This window comes from Paraburkholderia sp. CI3 (assembly GCF_050436505.1).
Classification (GTDB): domain Bacteria; phylum Pseudomonadota; class Gammaproteobacteria; order Burkholderiales; family Burkholderiaceae; genus Paraburkholderia; species Paraburkholderia tuberum.
Map to the genome: position 1 here is coordinate 1,288,992 of NZ_JBNDMI010000004.1, position 17,599 is coordinate 1,306,590.

Below are 17,599 nucleotides of genomic sequence, written 5' to 3' on the forward strand. Positions count from 1 at the left end.
CGCACTGAACTGGATGCCCAACACTGAGCCTACGCAGAACACGACAATAGGATATGGAATGAAGCTCTGACATCAATCAAAATTTTGCTCATTCCTTTTATGTTAAATCCGCTTCTACAAAAACATCTGAGCCGAGTTCCCACGGGCAGTCTTTTTCCCGTGGCCGTCCAGTATGCGTCGAGGCCATGTGGGGTGCCGCATGCGGGTCTCGCCAAGTAGTTGGGTCAAGGCGCGGTGACGAGCATCCAAGTGGATGGACTGCTGACAGACATGCTCTTGTCGCTTGATCTGTGAGGCAACACGGACGCCGTCGAGTCGTGCACCGCAGACTGGTTGCGTCAACATCCATACTGACAAGCCTGACGTGGCACGCGCCGCGCAGCACCGCTCCGAGCCGATTCCCACTTTGCAATAGCCGGCCCGTATGGCCCTTGCGCCTTGCTTGCGCTGTTGATGCGCTGACCGACGAACGTCATCCTGGAACGGTATCGGCCCTGTAATTGTGCGATAGCGCGGTTGTCGCGGACGTCAAAAACTGCTTCGACTCTGGCATTGCCAGGCGTGAACAATCGATCGCAATCGCTCAGACAGCGTTGCCCACAACGCTGTCTGCAATTTGCGCGTCCTGAACGGCTACCCCCGTCAGGTCCGCAACGGTAATCTGCTCGCCTTGAGAATCGTCACGTCCGCGTTTCCCGCTTGCAAGCAAGGTTCCGAGCTCGATCAACCGCTCCTCCTGAATCAGTCCGGCGGATAACGCGTGAGAGACCTCACCGTACTTGCTACATTGCGCGATCGAATCGACCACAATGACGCCTGCGCGCCCGACGATCCAGGCGTCCAATTCCTGTTTGCCAGGACCATCCGCACCAACAGCAGTGATATGGGTGCCGTCCTGAACCCATTGGGATTTCAGCAACGCCTCGCGCGATGGCGTAGCGGTCACAATCAGATTTGAATTGATTGCAACGCCTTCTGCGGACTCGTAGGCATGAACCGAGAACCCGAATACCGACATGTCGTCTGCAAAACGCAGCCGCCGCTCGGCATTCGGTTCCCAGACATGCACGTCGCGGCACGATGTTACCGCGCGCAGATATTCCAACTGTAGCCGCGCCTGCACACCCGTGCCGATGATGCCGATCCCGTGAACCTCGCGCGGAGCGAGCGCGCGTGCAACTAGTTGGCCTGCGATTGCAGTGCGCACGCAGGTCAGCCAGCCTTCGTCCTGCAGCAACGCGACAGGCGCACCGGTCTTTGCCGAGAAGAGCATGACCAGCCCGTCGTTGCTGGGTAATCCCGCTGCGGGGTTGTTGTAAAAGCCGGACGACACCTTCACCGCGAACGTAGCGGCCCCGTCGACGTACGCTGACTTGATGCAGCATTCGCCGTTGCTCGACTCGAACCGGAAGTTCTGAATCGGCGGCACCTGGGCCGTTTTGCGGGAATAGGCGATAAGGCCCTGCTCGACCATGCGTACCGCCCGTTCCATGTCGAAGCGCGCCACGATTTCGTCTTTCGTCCAGATTTTCACTTCACGGCCTCGATGAATTTGTTCAGCATGATGTTCCGGCCGCACAACACGACCGCTACCGCGCGCCCTTGATAGCGTGGCGCGAGCCTGAGCAGCGACGCCAGCGCTACGCCCGCGGCGCCTTCCACCATGAAGCGCTCGGTCTGCGCGAGCAGTTTCATCGCGGCCTTGATTTCCTCTTCGGTCACGAGGTCGGTATCGGAAATGACCTGCCGGCCGATGCCGAACGTAATCGAATCCGGTTCGATGCCACCCGCCGTGCCGTCGGAAATCGTGTCGTACTCTTCGACCTCGATGATTTCTCCCGCTTTCAGCGAGCTATACAGTGCCGTCGAGTTGGCCGGCCAGCAACCGACCACCGCCGTCTGCGGGCTTAAGTGCCGGATTGCTGTCCCTACGCCCGAAATCAGACCGCCGCCGCCGACCGACGCGAACACGGCGGCCAGTTCGACGCCGGCCGCACGCGCCTGTTCGTGCATCTCGATACCGATCGTGCCTTGCCCCGCGATGACGTCGATATCGTTATAGGGCGACACGAACGTCATGCCCTTGAGCTTCGCCTGCCGGCCTGCTTCAAGCTCGACCGCAAGGGAGGTGTCGTCAATCGTGACGACCTCGGCGCCAAGCGCCCGGATCGCGTCGAGCTTGATCGCCGATGCGGAGCTGGTAGCGTAGACCGTGACGGGGACGCCGGCGAGTTTGCCCGCGAGTGCCACACCCTGACCATGGTTGCCGCTCGACACCGTCAACACGCCATTGCGCCGGGACGCCTCGGCGAGCAGACGCAACTTGTTCGTCGCGCCGCGAAATTTGAACGAGCCCGTCAGTTGCAGATGCTCGCACTTCAGATACACGTCACAACCGGTCAGCTTCGACAGCATCGGACTGTATGAAAGCGGTGTAATCGCAACCTGTTGGCGAATGGCGCGATGCGCGTCGTCGATCCGCTGGAATAAATCGTGTGTCACCCGTTACCTCTCAAATCTTTCAGATGGTTGAAAACAGTGGCGCGCCCCATCGACAGCACCTTCGCCACATAATTCGCCGCGCTTTTTCCTTTGAAGGCACCCTCTTCGTAGAGCGCCTCGACGAGCACACGCTTATGCTCGCGCGTGAGCATAGACAGTGTGAGCTTGCGTTCCTGCAACCAGTGATTGAGAAACACGTTCACCCGGTCCTGCCAGTCGTCGTGAAAAAGCTTCTCCGGCTGCGGCTGAAGCACCGCGCTCGAGACCAGCAACTCAAGCGCCTGCCTGGCCTGTTCGAGCGCCGCGAGATGGAAGTTGATACACATCACACCGATCGGCTCGCCCGCTTCGGTGCGGACCACAACGCTGGTCGAACGGACCCTGCGGCCGTCCCAGCCGAGCTTCTCGTAGGGACCGATGACCGTCTCCCGTTCGTCGAACTCAATGTCGTCGAGCGCCGAGTCGTCTCCCAGTTCGCGCTTGGACTGGTTGTTCGCTACGTACACGACAGTCTGCGTTGCGAGGTCATGTAGAACGACTTCCGTGTACGGCGGAAACAGCATCGCGATGCCGTCAGCCACCGCGCAGTACGGCGCCAACGGTCCCAGCGAAGTCTGCCGGCGGCGGGTCCGACCGGCTCCAGTTTTTGCGGCAGGCTTCACCTGCTTTGAGGCATGGGTGGAGCCGTTGGCGGAAGTGTTTGCTCTGGTCATGTGTTTGCCTGCACGGTGCGGAACGCACGCAGCACGCCGCATGTGCGGCCTAGCGCGCGGTAAGGTCCACAGTGAAATACTTCTTCAGAAGCTGTTGGTAGGTGCCGTTGCGCTTCAGTTCCGCGAAAGCGCCGTTGAGCGCGTCAAGCAGTTCGTGATCGCCCTTGCGCACACCAATACCAACACCGGTTCCGATGATTTTCGCATCATTGACCGAGGGCCCGGCAAATGCGAAGCCCTTGCCGTTCGCCTGGTTCAGGAAGCCGAGACTGGCGGCCGTCGCATCGACGAAGGTGGCATCGATACGGCCCGCCACCAGGTCGTCGTACGCAAGGTCCTGCGTCTGGTAAGACTGCACGTCCACATTTTTCGGCGCCCACATCTGAATCGCGTACTGCTCCTGGATTGAGCCTTGCAGCACCCCGACCTTGTGGCCGGCCAACGATTCCGCACTCGGCAGCAACGCGCTTCCTTTCTTCGCCACCAGCTGGGCGGGCGTCAGATAGAGCGGGACTGTGAAGTCCACCTGCTCGGCGCGCTTTGCATTGATGTTCATCGCGGAATCGATCGCGTCGAACTTCCGCGCTTTCAGGGCCGGGATGAGACCGTCGAACGAATTTTCGACCCACACACATTTCGCCTTCAGCTGCGCGCAAAGCGCATTGCCAAGGTCGATATCAAAACCTTGGAGCTGCCCGTGCGCCGTTTTGGATTCAAACGGGGGATAAGCGGCTTCGACGCCGAACCGGATAGTCGCCAGATTCTTTACCTGCGCCGGAATCGGAAACGCGCTCGCCAACAATGCAAAAGCGGCTATCGCACGTAATGCCTGCTGCTTCATGATCAACCTCACTCTTTCTGTGGAGGACCCCAAAATATTTTGGTATCGGCTTCGGCCGCATCTCAGGACAGTCGGCGCGAAGTAAGCGACGGCTCATCGCGCGGCCGGCAAGTGTTGTAGAATCTGTACCAGTTGGTATAGACTAGACTTTAGTGTATAAAAAGTCAAACACCTTTGATCAGAGGTGTTCGACTCGCCGGGCGGGATTTACAGGGATCGTCAGCGAATACGTCCGTGCCGCTCGTTGTCAGTCGTACCGTCAATCTGGACTTTTTGTCTATTTTTTTGAGGCATAGGCAGCGCGCCGCGCGCAGGCCAATCACCCACACTGGGATGGAGGTTCTATGGGGCGGCTTAACATCAACTGGGAGCGCGACGGTCGTCAAGTCGCCTACCTCGAGCTGCCAAGCTCGACCAACACGAGCGCTTGGCAAAACTTGCGAATACCGGTTTTCTATTTCAGACGTGGCGATGGACCCAGAACGCTCCTGATTGGCGGTAGCCACGGCGACGAGTACGAAAGTCAGGTGGCATTGTCAAAGCTTGCGCACACCCTCGACCCGCACACACTGATCGGTTCGATTCTCGTCATCCCGTCGCTGAACCTGCCTGCGGCGCTTGCGGGAGCGCGCCTGTCCCCAATCGACGGAGGCAATCTCAATCGTGAGTTTCCTGGTGACGCGCGAGGGTCTGTCACGCAGCGTATGGCTCACTTCGTTAGCCATGAACTGGTGCCGCGTGTCGACAGCGTGGTCGACCTGCATTCGGGTGGACGCACCCTCCGGTTTCATCCCTGCACCTTCGTTCACGCACAGGCAGACCCGGCGCGCACGGCGGCCTTCCTCGCCGCGGCCAGGAGCTTTGGGGCGCCACTGACCGTCATCCTTCGGGAAGACCATGCGGACGTCATGCTGGACGACGTCGTGGAGCGCGCGGGAAAGTTAATGTTAGCAAGTGAGCTTGGTGGAAGTGCCCTGGTGACACGGGATACTGTCCGCCTCACATCTGAAGGCCTGCGGCAGCTTCTACAGCATCTAGGGCATATAAGTGGCGCGCAATCGCAGCCTACAACCGTAGCGCCCTCAAGGGTGGTCTGCGTGCCAGGGCCGGAATACTATCTGCATGCAGATGACACCGCACTGTTCGAGCCCGTACTGGAGCTCGGAGAAGCCGTTCAGGAGGGTGCTGTCGTCGGGTTTTATCACTACATCGACCGGGTGGACCGTGCGCCTGTTCCACTGTACGCCCCGCGGAGTGGCCTGCTGTTGTGCGTCAATGGACAGGCATTGGTCCATCGCGACGACGCGGTCGCCGTAATCGCGGTCGACTATGAGGGCTAACCGTCTTGCCTAGCGCCCTGTTTTTTTATGTTGCGTACCGATCTTTATGGGAAGCTCTTTCTTGCCGCGGCGCTCTTTCTGTCGGGGAGCGTAGCATGCGCCTTATCCGGTTCGCATGGCCCCATGTTTCTCGATCGTTAAAGAGTTTTGCACAAAGGCAAACAGCTTTCAGCGCACACGCCGTCAGGAAGTCTATGTGTCTACGGAGCGAAAGCAAAACATATCCCGATTGACATGGAAGTCATATCACTTCTGCGCCGGTCAACGTCCGCATAAGCAACATCGCCTTCAGGCGGTTGATCGGCCTTTTCAGTCAGCCGGCAGCGGGCAAAGGTGCGTCCGGTCCGCTTGCGCCTGCGGTTCTTCGTCGGGGCGGAACCCTGCATCAAAAAAACTCAACCCTTTTAAATAAGACAAGTCGTCGCTGTACGCGATCCGATACAACCCAATCAGGCAATGCCCGCAAGCGCAGCAGCAATATCGGCATCGCGTGCCGAGACCATCAGATCATCGCCTGACGCCAAACTTGGAACTTCGGTACGATAAGCCGCCTGTCGCACGAACACACATTCCTATGAACGAAATGACAATGGATTGGGGCGATGTCCGCGTGTTTCTCGCGATCGCCCGTTGCGGCACACTCGGCGCCGCCGCGCGCCAACTGGGACAGACCCAGCCCACCATGGGGCGCCGACTGCGTGCGCTCGAAAACGCGGTCGGTCAGGCGCTGTTCCAGCGCACCGCCGACGGCTTCGTACTGACCGACGAAGGCACTGCTGTGTTGAGTTTCGCGGAGCGAATGGAGGAAGAAGCGCTCGCGTTCACACGTTCGCTCGCAGGGACCACGCAGCAGTTGACGGGGTCGCTGCGCGTGTCGTCTTCGGACTGGTTCGGCATTCATGTGCTCACCCCTGTGTTCGCCGCGTTTCTCTCGCGGCATCCGCAGCTCTCGATCGAGTTAATCACCGATTCGCGGCGCTACAGTCTTTCACGCCGTGAAGCGGATCTCGTGTTTCGCATCACGCCGTTCGACGAACCCGACGTCATCCAGCGAAAGATCATGGATTTGAACTACGCGTTGTACGGGCACGTCGACCTGGTTGCGCCGCAGGCCGGCGATGGCGCAGGGCAGTCGCTCATCACGATGGACAGCGCCTTTGAGGCCTTGCCCGATGTGACGTGGATCCGCCGCATGCTGCCGAATGCGCGGGTCGCGTACGCCAGCAACAATCGTGGCGTCCAGGCGCGCATGTGCGCCGAGAGCGGCGGCTTCGCGGTCCTGCCGTGCGCGCTTGGCGACAACACGCCCGGCCTTCGGCGCATCGACCTCGGCGAAACGCCGCCGGGCCGCCAGGTCTGGCTCGGCTACCATCGCGACCTTCGGCGGCTTGGGCGGTTGCGGGCGCTGATCGACGTTGTCGTCGACAAACTCGCCAACGCGTAATTGACATCTGGCCGCCGCTGAAATCATTCACGGTTGCCGACCCGCGCGACCAGCGTCACTCGATATCGACGACGATTTTGCCGCGCGTGCTGCGATCGGTGATTGCGTCGTACCCTTGCTCAGCCGAGCGAAGATCGAAGCGGCGTGGATCGAGCCGTGGCGTCAATTGACCCGCCTCGGCGAGGCGCGTCGCCTCGCCAAGCATCTCGCCGTGATGCGCCCGATTCTCGCCGGTCAACAGCGCATGCAGGGTGAACACTCCGGAGTAGGTCGCCTCGCGAAACGACAGCGGCGCGAGTGCATGGGTACCCCAGCCGAGCGCGCTGACGACATGGCCGAAATGCTTGACAGCCGCGAACGATGCATCGAGCGTCGCTCCGCCGACCGTGTCGGCGACCAGATCGAAACCCGCGCCGCCCGTATGCTGCGCGACGTATTGCTCGACGTTCTGCGCGGCGTAATCGATCGGCGTGGCGTCTAGGCGCGTGAGCTCGTCGTGATCGCGCGAACTCGCCGTGGCGAACACCCGCGCCCCGAGCGCCCGCGCCAGTTGCACCGACACGTGACCCACGCCACCCGCACCGCCCTGGACAAGCACGGTCTGACCGGCCTGAAGCTTCGCCCGATCCACGATCCCCATGTAGGCGGTGATGAATGCCAACGGCAGCGCGGCGGCTTCGCGCATCGACAGATTGGAGGGCTTCAGCGCGAGCAGATCCGCGTCGACTGCGGCGTATTGCGCGAGCGAACCCTGGATGCCGCCGACGCCGCCCGTCATGCCGTAGACCCCGTCGCCCGCTTTAAAGCGGGTCACGCCCGCGCCCACCGCCTCAACCACACCGGCCATGTCGATGCCGAGCACCAGCGGCAGCGGATGTTTTGCATGGGCGGCGCCGCCTGCGCGGATTTTTGTGTCGAGCGGATTCAGACCGGCTGCCGCGATGCGCACCAACACCTGGCCGGGCAATGGCTCGGGGCGCGCCAGGGCGGTGAGTTCGAGCGGTCCGTTGTACTGGGTGAGAACGAGGGCTTGCATAGTCATGGTGAACGCTCCTTGCAAATACCGGTAAAGGGAAAAAGCAGACAAAGCGAATGATGAACTATGCAGTTAAGATTGACCATTTACAAAATAGCATATCATCCATGCATTTATGAATGGCGCCAATGTGCGGAGCGCTGCCCTTGCCGATGAACCTTTTGACCATAGGCCGCACAGGATCGATGTGGTAGTGTCCCTGTACAGCCTTCGAGGCGACGCACACCTCGCGGTTCTGGCCAATCGGGATAAGTGACGCGTCAGTCTCCCGATCCAATGCTCCTGCTTCCGACCTTGGCGTAGTCGTGCTGCTTATGCAGATGGTCCACATAGTCCAATGCATTCCTGTTAAGCACATCTTCGGGAATGGGGTGATTGGCACCGTGCATCACAAACGTTGGTAACGGTCGCGCCTTTATGAACCGAATCGTTTGCTCGAGCGGCCGGAGTAATTCATCCAACGTATGGCCAAGGCGGCCATTCTTCTGATAGGCGTCAGCGGGACTACCGGTCGACACAGCAAATCCGATCTCTTTCCCTGCTAATCTGTTACCGCCTGGACCGTAAGCCCAGCCATACAGAAACACATCGTCAATCCATTTTTTCAGTAACGGTGGAACGCTGTACCAGTAGACAGGAAACTGCAAGATGATTCTGTCGTGTCGTGCCAATAACACCTGTTCGCGCGCTACATCGATATTCCAGTCTGGATAAGCCTGATAGATGTTCTGCAAGGTGGTTGTTTCCGGCCGCTTGTGAAGCTCTGCGGCCCACACCGCGTTAACCTGCGAGCTTTCAATGTTCGGATGAGCCAGAACCACTAATGTGCGCATTTGCCAATTCCTCAAAGAAATCTTAAACAGCGTTCCGGCCGGCTAAAGCGCTGGTCACACTGAAAGGTAGACGGAGCCTCCTAAGCTCGCCAGTAAAACGATGTGAATTATCGTGACGTCCATGTGTGAAGCCCATCCAGAGTTTGCCAGGAGCCCAGCATAGGAACACCCGGGAGACCGGTGAGGTTTCTAAATAATCCGCTACTGGTAAAATCTGTCTCAGACTGCTGTGTGCGAAGCAGGATGCGGGAGGACCGGATGCATCTTTTCGTGCTCAAATGCCTCGAGCGCGACAATTGACTGTTTGAATTGGAGGTTGGAGATGGGTGTGTACGGCGACCAGATTGGCAGTCATTTCCGCGTGCAAAAACCGCGAACGCTAATAAGCCGTGGTCTAAGCCATGCGACTATCGCAGTCACGGAGTTGCGCTGCGATGCGCCCGATCACGGCATGACAACGCCGATTGCACCGGAAGACGCGTTCGTCGTCGGATTGCAGTTGCGCGACTATTCCGGCGACCTCTGGCTTGACGGAAAGTCCGCGAAGGTTAAACCCATCCATCGCGGACAGATTGCAGTCTACGATCTCAAGGTCGACACACAAGCCTATCTACGGACGCCCTTTCACTGCCTTCAGTTCTACCTGCCGGGACATGGACTGACCAGCCTTGCGGAGCAGAACGGCGCAAGCTTTAATCGCGACCTGAACTGCGCGCTCGGCGTGACGCTGGAGGACCCAATCTGGATGCAGATTGCACAATTGATGATGCCGGCGCTGGAGGCACCCGAACAGGCAAATCCACTCTTCCTCGATCACCTCTCCCTGGCTTTGGCGGCGCATTTCGCCGGCAAGTATGGCGGCATGCATACGAGCGACCGGCTCGTGCGCGGCGGCCTCGCACCCTGGCAGTTGCGTCTGACCAAAGAAATGATCGCGGACAGGCTCGACGGAAATGTCTCGTTATCGGAAATGGCGCAGGCGTGCGGTTTGACGCCCACCTACTTTGCTCGGGCATTCAAGCAAAGCACGGGATTACCGCCGCACCGTTGGCTGCTTACGCAACGTCTTGAGAAAGCCCGATCTCTGATGGTGAGCTCCGCAATGACGCTTCTCGAGATTGCCTTTGCGTGCGGCTTTGCCGACCAGAGCCATTTCACTCGTGTGTTCACTCGCTATTATGGAGTGACGCCGAGCGTCTGGCGCCGGTCTCACCACGGTCGCGAGTTGAAGACAATGCACTGACAAAAAGGTTGTTTTCACCAAAAAGTCACCACTTTCGGCAACCACAGTAGAACATTTACGAAACCTACAAGAAGGATAAGAACGTTCCAGTTACCACAGGAATGTTCAAGCGACCGAAGAAACCCGCAGGTACGATGATTTCGTCCAAATCCCACGTGTCCGAGCCCATGATCACCGAGCCACAAGCCCTGTTCCGCTTTGGGTCTCTCACCGTTGCGCCGTCGCGTCGGGTATTGTCCTGCGACGGCAGGCCAGTGATGATCGGTAGTCGTGCGCTGGAAATCCTGATTGTCCTGCTCGAGCGCGCGGGTGAACTAGTCGACAAACGTACGCTGATGAAGCGCGGCTGGCCCAGCACTGTTGTTGAGGAGAGCAATCTGCGTGCGCAGATTGCCGCGCTGCGGCGCGTCATCGATTCCGTAAGTCCGGACATCGGCGTAACTGGCGAGTTGATCGCCACTGTGCCAGGGCGCGGATATCGGTTTTGCGGTTCAGTGGCAGTCGTCCCAGAATTGCAACCCATTCGCTTTAACCAGCGGGCCGGCATTCCACGACGCCTCAATCGGGTGATCGGCCGCGACGACGCCATTCGCGACATAAGCGAACGGCTTCACACTTGCCGCTTCGTCACAGTCACCGGGCATGGCGGGGTCGGCAAATCGACGATCGCTCTGCAGGTCGCGGAATATGCAGAGCACACCTATTGTGGGGGAGCGCTCTACCTCGATCTTTCGTCGGCAAGCACACCGGAAGACGTCTCCACTTCGCTCACCCAGGCGGCTGGTCTCGCTTTCACCACGGGTGACCAACTTTCCGGAACGATCGCCGCCATTTGCAGCCAGGAAGTGCTTGTTGTTTTGGACGGTTGCGACCACGTCGCACACAGTGTGGCGCTCCTCGCCGAAGCGATTCTGCAAACCTATCCTAAAGCGCGGGTACTCGCCACAAGCCGAGAAACCCTACGTGCCCAAGGAGAACACGTCTGTCGACTCCTTCCGCTGACTGCCCCACCCAATCACGTGGAACCAATCTCGGCTTGGAATGCGAGCCGTTACTCCGCAGTAGAGCTGTTTGTCGAAAGGCTGACCTCGAACATGCACGACTACGCACTGACCGACGACGACGCGCCGATGGTTTCTACCATCTGTCGACGTCTTGACGGTATTCCGCTCGCGCTGGAATTTGCCGCGGGTCGCGTCGATGTCTTCGGCATTCCGGGCACATTAGCGCTCCTCGACGACCGTTTCACGTTGATGTCGCTGGGCAGACCTCACGGCCTTGAGCGTCATCGAACGCTCGATGCTTTGCTCGGCTGGAGCTACGACGCCCTCACCCATCAGGAACAGCTTGCGTTGCGCCGGCTTGGCATCTTCGACGCCCCTTTTCTGCTCAACGCCGCGTCCTTCGTCATAGCCGATGCATCGATCGCGGCTGACGACGCCTATCTCATCGTTGCGGCGCTAGTTGAAAAGTCACTGGTGACTGCCGAGAACATCGGCACAAAACCCACTTACCGTTTGCTTGATGTGACGCGCGCTTACGCGCGGGCACGGCTCGTAGAAACCAGCGAGCTGGACTCCACCAAAGCCAGACTTGAAGTCTGGCTGACCAGGCATGGACAGGAGCAGGGAGCCCCCGTTCCTGCGCAGGAGGAAACTCGCTGCGCAATGCAACGGTGCACGGGAGCGGGCGTTGCTGGCCTTCAAGGTCCACCGGCCGGATGATCAGCTACTCTAACCAATCGGAGATTGCCAAAGCAGCTGAAGCCTTGCCTACTTCGACATCGACCGCTCGCACGACGTGAACCTTGTTTTTGCAGGCAGTCACTTCGGCGAGAATTGAAATCGCGATCTCCGCCGGCGTGCGGCTGCCGATATAGAGTCCGACAGGGCCGTGCAATGCATGCATTTCCTCGGCCGAAACGCCGAACAGTGCGAGCCGCTCGCGACGCGCCGTGCTATTACGCCGAGAGCCTATCGCGCCAATGTAAAAGGCCGGGGTCTTGAGGGCCTCCATCAATGCGAGATCATCGAGTTTTGGGTCGTGAGTCAGTGCGATGATCGCCGTCCGCGAGTCCGGACGCATCTCCGTCACCGTGTCGTCGGGCATCGTGCGCACTACGCGCGTGTCGGGCACGTTCCACTCGTCGGTGTATTCGGTCCGCGGGTCGCAGATCGTGACGTCATAGCCCAGACCGACCGCAATCGTCGCGATGTAGCGGGAAAGGTCGCCCGCGCCAATCAACAACATCCTATAGCGAGGGCCGTGCACGGTGCAGAACGTTTGTCCGTCGAACCGCAATCCCTCATCGCTGTCCACTGCAACGATCTCAACTTCGCCCGTTGCCATGTCGAGCCGACGTGAAAAAAGCCGCCCCTCCTGCATGGCGTCAACGAAACCAGCTACGACGTCCGCGGTGAGAAGTGGCTCAAGCACGAGCCGAACGGTACCGCCGCAAGGTAGCCCGAAACGGTGTGCTTCGTCGGCGCTTATACCGTATGAGAGCAGTTGCGGGCGTACTTCACGTATGCCTTCCCGCCTTACGCGCTCGATCAGATCATCTTCGATGCAGCCACCCGAGACAGACCCGGCCGCCCTGCCGTCGTCCCGGATCGCGAGCATCGATCCTTCCGGGCGCGGCGACGAACCCCATGTCGAGACCACCGTGACGAGCAGCACACGATTCCCGCTTTCAAGCCAGCGCAAGGCATTTGACAGCACCTCTGTGTCCATACTGTCCATCGGCGTTCCCGTTCAAACAGCCGGCGCATCACCCGGTGATGCGTGATGTCCGCAACCGGGGTGATGAACGTGCGTCGCGCTGTCGTCCCACTGCGAGCCGAGGATAATCTTGCAGAAATTGAGCCGCTTGTAGCTCGGATCGCGCAACTCCAGCACATCGGCCTTTACGTTGCCGAACGTGGTGTCAGGTTTCGCGATGGTGCCCTGCGCGAACGCGTCGATAATGCCGTTCTTGAAGTCGCGCTCGCGCGGGTGCGCAGCGACCACATTCACACGATCCTGTTCCGCGAATTCTGAGTACCCAAGGCCCAGCACATCCATTTCGACACCCGCGGTAACCAGCGCCACCACAGGTTTCAAATACCCCGGCACGCCCGGCGTCGTGTGTAAAGCGATCGAAAGCCAGACCTGCTCGATGTCGTATTCGCTGGCTCCGTACTGCCGCAGGAAATCCCCCGCGGCATTCGCACCGTCCACTTCGAAACGATCGTTTTTGCTGCTGTGAGCCGGCATCAATCCCATGTCATGGAACATCGCGCCGATGTATAGCAGTTCGGCATCGTAAGCGAGCCCTTGGCGATTTCCGGCCAGTGAGCCCCACAGGAATACACGCCGTGAATGGTTGTACAGCAGGTCAGTCTCCGTGTCGCGTACCATTTCGGTCGCCGCGCGGGCCATCTGGCCGTCCGGAATCGCAATGCCGGCAATGGTCGTGGTCATGAGTTTCTCCAGGTAGGTACTTGGCTTAGAAGCCGACGTGAGCGTGCGGAATGTAGGAACGTTCGAGTAGCGCAATCTCCTCGCCGCTCAGATCGAGCGAAAGGGCGGCAACAGCATCCTCGAGATGGAGAGGCTTCGACGCCCCGACGATTGGTACGGTCACCTCACGCTTTTGAGCGACCCACGCCATTGCGACCTGTGCACGCGGAACACCGCGTTCGCGCGCCACCATGGCGACCGCTTCAATGACACGTCTATCGGCATCGACTGTCTGACCGTAAAGGGACGCACCGATTTCATCGGTTCTCTCCCGTTCGGTCAGTTCGTTCCAGTCCCGCGTCAGACGGCCACGAGCAAGCGGGCTCCACGGCATCACGGCCAGCCCTTGGTCAGCGCACAAAGGGAGCATCTCGCGCTCCTCCTCCCGGTTTAGCAGATTGAGATGGTCCTGCATGCTGACGAATTCGGTCCAGCCATGCAGCCTTGACGTGTACAGTGCTTTCGACAATTGCCAGGCAAACATCGACGACGCACCGATGTAGCGCGCCTTCCCGGCTTTCACCACATCGTGGAGCGCTTCGAGCGTCTCTTCGATCGGCGTTGTGGCATCCCAACGATGGATCTGATAGACGTCGACGTAGTCTGTGCCGAGCCTGCGTAAGCTGTTGTCGATCTCGGAGAAGATAGCCTTGCGTGACAGTCCCGCGCCATTCGGTCCCGGATGCATCCGGTTGTTCACTTTGGTGGCAATAACCACTTCGTCGCGCGTCGCAAACTCCTTGAGCGCACGGCCGACAATTTCTTCCGACGTGCCATCCGAATAGACATTTGCCGTATCGAAGAAATTGATGCCCATATCGAGCGCCTGACGGATAAGCGGGCGGCTGGTTGCCTCGTCGAGGGTCCACACGTGGTTGCCGCGCTCGGCAACCCCATAGGTCATGCATCCAAGGCATAGGCGTGACACTTCCAGCCCCGTCCTGCCGAATTTCACATAGTCCATTTCGTATCTTCATTAATGCCGGGTTTCATTTTGCGAGCGTGTATCGCCAGATCGCTGAAGCACATTCTGGACGACACACCCTCTTCCACACAGTGAATCCTCGTGAAATGCCGTGAGTCCCAGCGCGGCGGATAGGTTCACAGGCGGCCTGAAAGTCGAAGCGCGTCGTTCGATGTGACGTCTTTTTACAAGGATTTACTAGAAACGCGTCTAGCGGTCGACCAGACTTGCCCTGACTGCGCGATTAAGCAAATACGAGCACATCAAGTAGAGGTCGCAATGGACTATGACTCAGCGATGAACCGCACGGCACCGTCGAATCCTGACGATGCGTACCTGCACGACCTCAGCAGCGCCACGCCGAGTTCGCGACGCACAGCCAATCCCGCATTGGCCTATCTGGCAGCAGCAATCTCCCTGTGGTGTCTGATCGAATTTCGTTGGGAGGCGCGATGGGAATTCGGGCAGAGCGATCACGGAGTGCGGATTGCCGCGCTTGTGGTGTCGAAAGCCATCGTAATTGGTCTCGGACTAGGCGTGCTGGCCGGACGCCCGCCAATGCGCATGGCATTTCTATTCCTGTGCATCATCAGCGTGGCTTGTCTCGTCTGGAGCCTGCCCCATGTTTACCACGTATCGCGACCGTTTTTCCTGCTGTCACTGGTCGAGTGTGCGTTTAAGACGGGTTTCGTCGTCGCCTTTGCGCTCGACGTTACCGATGCTCAGTAAGGAGTTGCCGTGAGCCCAATCGAAGCGATGCGCGTCTTCTCCACGGTGGTCGAGCGCGGGTCGCTTAGCGCAGCCGCCCGATCATTGCACATGTCAACAGCGCACGTCTCCCGTGCGGTCCAAATGCTCGAACGCCGTATCGACGCGCCTTTGCTGGAGCGCGCCGGTCGCCGAACCCGGATCTCCGAGTTCGGTCGGGCGTACGCGCATGGTGTGACGCCGATGCTCGCTTCGCTGGATGAATCGGCAGTCAGGCTCGCGCACGCCAGGCTTGCAGAGGGCGGCAGGCTTCGCATCGGCGTCTCAGCGGCACTGGCATCTACAGTGCTGCTGCCGGTGCTGGCCGATTTCCGGACGAGATTCCCTGCAATCGAACTCACGCTGACCGACGCGCCGGAACGCGCACTGCTGGACGGTTCCGCTGACTGTGTCTTGACCTACGACGCACCCTCCGAAAACTCCCTGGTCAGCCGTTCGCTGGGGAAAGTGCCGCTGGCGTGCTGTGCCAGCCCGAAGTACATCGGCCACGCGGGTCTGCCGGGCCATCCTGCGGAGATTGCGGTTCGACATAGCGTGGCGCTTCGAATGACCGGCACGCCGCGCCGCCCACAGTCGCTGACGTTCCAGCGCAACGGCGAGTGTCTGAATCTTTGCGGCGCGACCAATGTGGCCATGGACGATGACGCAACGCGAATCGCGGCGGCGGTCGCGGGCGTAGGCGTGATACAGGCGCCCTATGTATTGCTACGCCAACAGCTAGCCACCGGCGCACTCCTACCCTTGCTTGACAACTGGTGGCCATCGATCAGTGTGCAGTTGTTGTACCAACCCGATCGTCACATGTCGCGACGACTGCGCGCGTGGATCGACTGGTCGATACTGGTCGTGGGCGCTGCGCTAGAAGCACCGCGACCGCAAGTCGGCCCGGCCGCCATAGGGACCATTTTCGACGCGCCCGACAGCGCCACTTATTAGGAGCGCATTGAAAACGAATTGGCTAGATGCGCCCGCAGCATCCTATATTGCCTGGCTTTACGGCACTGGCCGCCACTCAAACTTCATCCTATCTTCAGAATGGACCAGCTAACAGCAATGAGGGTCTTCGTCCGTGTGGTCGAGGCCGGCAGCTTGACCCGTGCGGCGGAGTCTCTCGGCATGCCCACAGGTTCCGTTTCACGCACGCTTCAGCAACTCGAAACCGCCCTTGGCGGGCGTCTGATCAACCGTACCACCCGCTCAAATAGTCTGACCGACGATGGCTCCGCGTACTACAACAGGTCGCTCGGCGTACTGGCAGAAATCGACGAAATGGCCACCCTGATCTCGCAGGCAACACAACGCCCGAAAGGCAAGATGAAGGTAAACATGCCATCCATGATGGCCAATAGCCTGCTCATCCCAGCGCTGCCGCAGTTCTTCGAGAAGTATCCCGACATCGAAGTCGAAATGGGACTCACGGACCGCCCTGTCGATCTGGTTGAGGAGGGTGTGCATTGCGTGATCCGGGTTGGCGAGCTCGGCGACTCCGGCCTGATCGCGCGCCGCATCGGCAACGTGGCGCGGCTGACCTGCGCGTCGCCAGCGTATCTGAAGCGCTGCGGAGAACCAAAAACGCTTGACGATCTGTCTCAGCACGTTGGAATCAACTACTTCTCAAGCAGCACGCAGCGGGTGCGCGGTTGGGACCTCGAGGTAGACGGCAATCTTCACACGGTTACGATGAAAAGCCAGATCACTGTCAACGACGCGACGTCCTATGTCAATTGTTGCCTCGCCGGCCTTGGAATCGTGAACGCCTCGCGGTATGCACTCGATCCGTACCTCACTCGCGGTGAGCTCCGCGAAATACTCACTGACTACCCGAGTGCGTCAATGCCGGTTTCAGTGCTCTACTCGCCGAACCGACACCTGCCGCTGAAAGTCCGGGTATTTATCGAGTGGGTTGCGGAGCTATTTCAGCAGAAACCGGCTCTGCAAGCGGGAAGGCTCGCGAATTGAAGCCTGACTGCAAAACGCTACCTTCGGCTGGTTTATACAAGATCGTTTCCTGGATGCTGGCTCCGTGCCCTCCGTACAACTGCGCCCTTTCAGCTTGCCCGAATAGTGCGAAAGGGCTACTGCTGGCCTTCGACGCCCGCTCAGGGTTTCCGCACAGTGGTAAGCAAGCGCGGCATCAGCATGTGCGGCTCACCGTGCTTCACATGCAGCACCGGTTCTCCGGATTCCTCCTTGATCAATACACACGCCTCGGGCGACTACGCCTTCAAGTTCTCAGCGACGCGCACACCATCGCGCATGAGAGCGTCGAACGGCGCCTCCGGCACACAGATGCATACAGTTGGACTAGTGACTGGATGCGTGCCTCGACAAAGCCCGCATCGAGCTACGCACGCTCACGTTCGTTTGGGCCGTTAAAGCGCTCGAGCATTCCCCCTGTCGTGTCGGCTGCACAA

At 59.5% G+C, this 17,599-nt stretch carries 16 protein-coding genes; 7 read left to right on the plus strand and 9 right to left on the minus strand.

Annotated features, from left to right (window positions below):
* Window positions 1–583: 583 nt before the first annotated feature.
* Genes OKW29_RS27305 through OKW29_RS27320 form a run of 4 tightly spaced genes read right to left on the minus strand, consistent with a single transcriptional unit; the run spans window position 584 to window position 4,068 of the window.
* Entirely contained in the window at window positions 584–1,534 is a 951-nt protein-coding gene (locus OKW29_RS27305; protein WP_429293298.1) for an ornithine cyclodeaminase family protein, read from the minus strand.
* Entirely contained in the window at window positions 1,531–2,502 is a 972-nt protein-coding gene (locus OKW29_RS27310; protein WP_184067972.1) for a threonine/serine dehydratase, read from the minus strand. The genes OKW29_RS27305 and OKW29_RS27310 overlap by 4 nt, the downstream gene beginning before the upstream one ends.
* Window positions 2,499–3,257: a helix-turn-helix transcriptional regulator gene (locus OKW29_RS27315; RefSeq protein WP_429293299.1), complete on the minus strand. Its 759-nt coding sequence runs from the start codon at window positions 3,255–3,257 to the stop codon at window positions 2,499–2,501. Before OKW29_RS27315 ends, OKW29_RS27310 begins: the two co-directional genes overlap by 4 nt.
* Before the next feature lie 7 nt (window positions 3,258–3,264).
* Entirely contained in the window at window positions 3,265–4,068 is an 804-nt protein-coding gene (locus OKW29_RS27320; RefSeq protein WP_409340032.1) for an ABC transporter substrate-binding protein, read from the minus strand.
* A 332-nt stretch (window positions 4,069–4,400) separates the two neighbouring features.
* On the opposite strand from OKW29_RS27320, the gene OKW29_RS27325 reads away from it, so the two are divergent.
* Both OKW29_RS27325 and OKW29_RS27330 read left to right on the plus strand, forming a co-directional pair.
* Window positions 4,401–5,396, plus strand: a complete 996-nt coding sequence (locus OKW29_RS27325; protein WP_184067964.1) for a succinylglutamate desuccinylase/aspartoacylase family protein — start codon at window positions 4,401–4,403, stop codon at window positions 5,394–5,396.
* Window positions 5,397–5,970: 574 nt separating this feature from the next.
* On the plus strand, window positions 5,971–6,840 hold the full coding sequence (locus OKW29_RS27330; protein ID WP_184067961.1) for a LysR family transcriptional regulator: 870 nt from the start codon (window positions 5,971–5,973) through the stop codon (window positions 6,838–6,840).
* Between the two features lie 55 nt (window positions 6,841–6,895).
* On the opposite strand, the gene OKW29_RS27335 is transcribed toward OKW29_RS27330, so the two are convergent.
* Both OKW29_RS27335 and OKW29_RS27340 read right to left on the minus strand, forming a co-directional pair.
* The gene (locus OKW29_RS27335) at window positions 6,896–7,882 is read right to left on the minus strand and encodes a zinc-dependent alcohol dehydrogenase family protein (protein ID WP_429293300.1); all 987 of its coding nucleotides are present in this window, start codon (window positions 7,880–7,882) and stop codon (window positions 6,896–6,898) included.
* A gap of 254 nt (window positions 7,883–8,136) precedes the next feature.
* Window positions 8,137–8,709, minus strand: coding sequence for an NAD(P)H-dependent oxidoreductase (locus OKW29_RS27340; RefSeq protein WP_429293301.1), 573 nt, complete (start codon window positions 8,707–8,709; stop codon window positions 8,137–8,139).
* A 322-nt stretch (window positions 8,710–9,031) separates the two neighbouring features.
* Here OKW29_RS27340 and OKW29_RS27345 point away from each other — a divergent pair, with 322 nt between their 5' ends.
* Together OKW29_RS27345 and OKW29_RS27350 are read left to right on the plus strand one after the other, a co-directional pair.
* On the plus strand, window positions 9,032–9,952 hold the full coding sequence (locus OKW29_RS27345) for a helix-turn-helix domain-containing protein (RefSeq protein ID WP_429293302.1): 921 nt from the start codon (window positions 9,032–9,034) through the stop codon (window positions 9,950–9,952).
* A gap of 134 nt (window positions 9,953–10,086) precedes the next feature.
* Entirely contained in the window at window positions 10,087–11,676 is a 1,590-nt protein-coding gene (locus OKW29_RS27350; protein ID WP_429293303.1) for an ATP-binding protein, read from the plus strand.
* Between the two features lie 4 nt (window positions 11,677–11,680).
* Here the strand turns inward: OKW29_RS27350 and OKW29_RS27355 are convergent, their stop codons facing one another.
* The 3 genes from OKW29_RS27355 to OKW29_RS27365 are packed head-to-tail and all read right to left on the minus strand — an operon-like array spanning window position 11,681 to window position 14,417.
* On the minus strand, window positions 11,681–12,694 hold the full coding sequence (locus OKW29_RS27355) for an XdhC family protein (protein ID WP_429293304.1): 1,014 nt from the start codon (window positions 12,692–12,694) through the stop codon (window positions 11,681–11,683).
* A gap of 12 nt (window positions 12,695–12,706) precedes the next feature.
* On the minus strand, window positions 12,707–13,414 hold the full coding sequence (locus tag OKW29_RS27360; RefSeq protein WP_429293305.1) for an HD domain-containing protein: 708 nt from the start codon (window positions 13,412–13,414) through the stop codon (window positions 12,707–12,709).
* Window positions 13,415–13,439: 25 nt separating this feature from the next.
* A complete protein-coding gene (locus OKW29_RS27365) occupies window positions 13,440–14,417 on the minus strand; it encodes an aldo/keto reductase (RefSeq protein ID WP_429293306.1) in 978 nt (325 codons plus the stop codon).
* 279 nt (window positions 14,418–14,696) lie between these two features.
* Here OKW29_RS27365 and OKW29_RS27370 point away from each other — a divergent pair, with 279 nt between their 5' ends.
* The 3 genes from OKW29_RS27370 (at window position 14,697) to OKW29_RS27380 (ending at window position 17,144) form a co-directional block, all read left to right on the plus strand.
* Window positions 14,697–15,146: a hypothetical protein gene (locus tag OKW29_RS27370; RefSeq protein ID WP_429293307.1), complete on the plus strand. Its 450-nt coding sequence runs from the start codon at window positions 14,697–14,699 to the stop codon at window positions 15,144–15,146.
* A 9-nt stretch (window positions 15,147–15,155) separates the two neighbouring features.
* On the plus strand, window positions 15,156–16,121 hold the full coding sequence (locus tag OKW29_RS27375; RefSeq protein ID WP_429293308.1) for a LysR family transcriptional regulator: 966 nt from the start codon (window positions 15,156–15,158) through the stop codon (window positions 16,119–16,121).
* Window positions 16,122–16,238: 117 nt separating this feature from the next.
* Complete coding sequence (locus OKW29_RS27380; protein ID WP_429293309.1) at window positions 16,239–17,144, plus strand: LysR family transcriptional regulator; 906 nt, start codon at window positions 16,239–16,241, stop codon at window positions 17,142–17,144.
* Window positions 17,145–17,599: the final 455 nt, after the last annotated feature.

Bases quoted from the DNA above. Each gene is read 5' to 3' on its own strand.
- OKW29_RS27315 (WP_429293299.1), bottom strand. From the start codon at position 3,257: ATGCGGCGTGCTGCGTGCGTTCCGCACCGTGCAGGCAAACACATGACC.
- OKW29_RS27325 (WP_184067964.1), top strand. From the start codon at position 4,401: ATGGGGCGGCTTAACATCAACTGGGAGCGCGACGGTCGTCAAGTCGCC.
- OKW29_RS27330 (WP_184067961.1), top strand. From the start codon at position 5,971: ATGAACGAAATGACAATGGATTGGGGCGATGTCCGCGTGTTTCTCGCG.
- OKW29_RS27335 (WP_429293300.1), bottom strand. From the start codon at position 7,882: ATGACTATGCAAGCCCTCGTTCTCACCCAGTACAACGGACCGCTCGAA.
- OKW29_RS27340 (WP_429293301.1), bottom strand. From the start codon at position 8,709: ATGCGCACATTAGTGGTTCTGGCTCATCCGAACATTGAAAGCTCGCAG.
- OKW29_RS27345 (WP_429293302.1), top strand. From the start codon at position 9,032: ATGGGTGTGTACGGCGACCAGATTGGCAGTCATTTCCGCGTGCAAAAA.
- OKW29_RS27350 (WP_429293303.1), top strand. From the start codon at position 10,087: ATGATTTCGTCCAAATCCCACGTGTCCGAGCCCATGATCACCGAGCCA.
- OKW29_RS27355 (WP_429293304.1), bottom strand. From the start codon at position 12,694: ATGGACAGTATGGACACAGAGGTGCTGTCAAATGCCTTGCGCTGGCTT.
- OKW29_RS27360 (WP_429293305.1), bottom strand. From the start codon at position 13,414: ATGACCACGACCATTGCCGGCATTGCGATTCCGGACGGCCAGATGGCC.
- OKW29_RS27365 (WP_429293306.1), bottom strand. From the start codon at position 14,417: ATGGACTATGTGAAATTCGGCAGGACGGGGCTGGAAGTGTCACGCCTA.
- OKW29_RS27370 (WP_429293307.1), top strand. From the start codon at position 14,697: ATGGACTATGACTCAGCGATGAACCGCACGGCACCGTCGAATCCTGAC.
- OKW29_RS27380 (WP_429293309.1), top strand. From the start codon at position 16,239: ATGAGGGTCTTCGTCCGTGTGGTCGAGGCCGGCAGCTTGACCCGTGCG.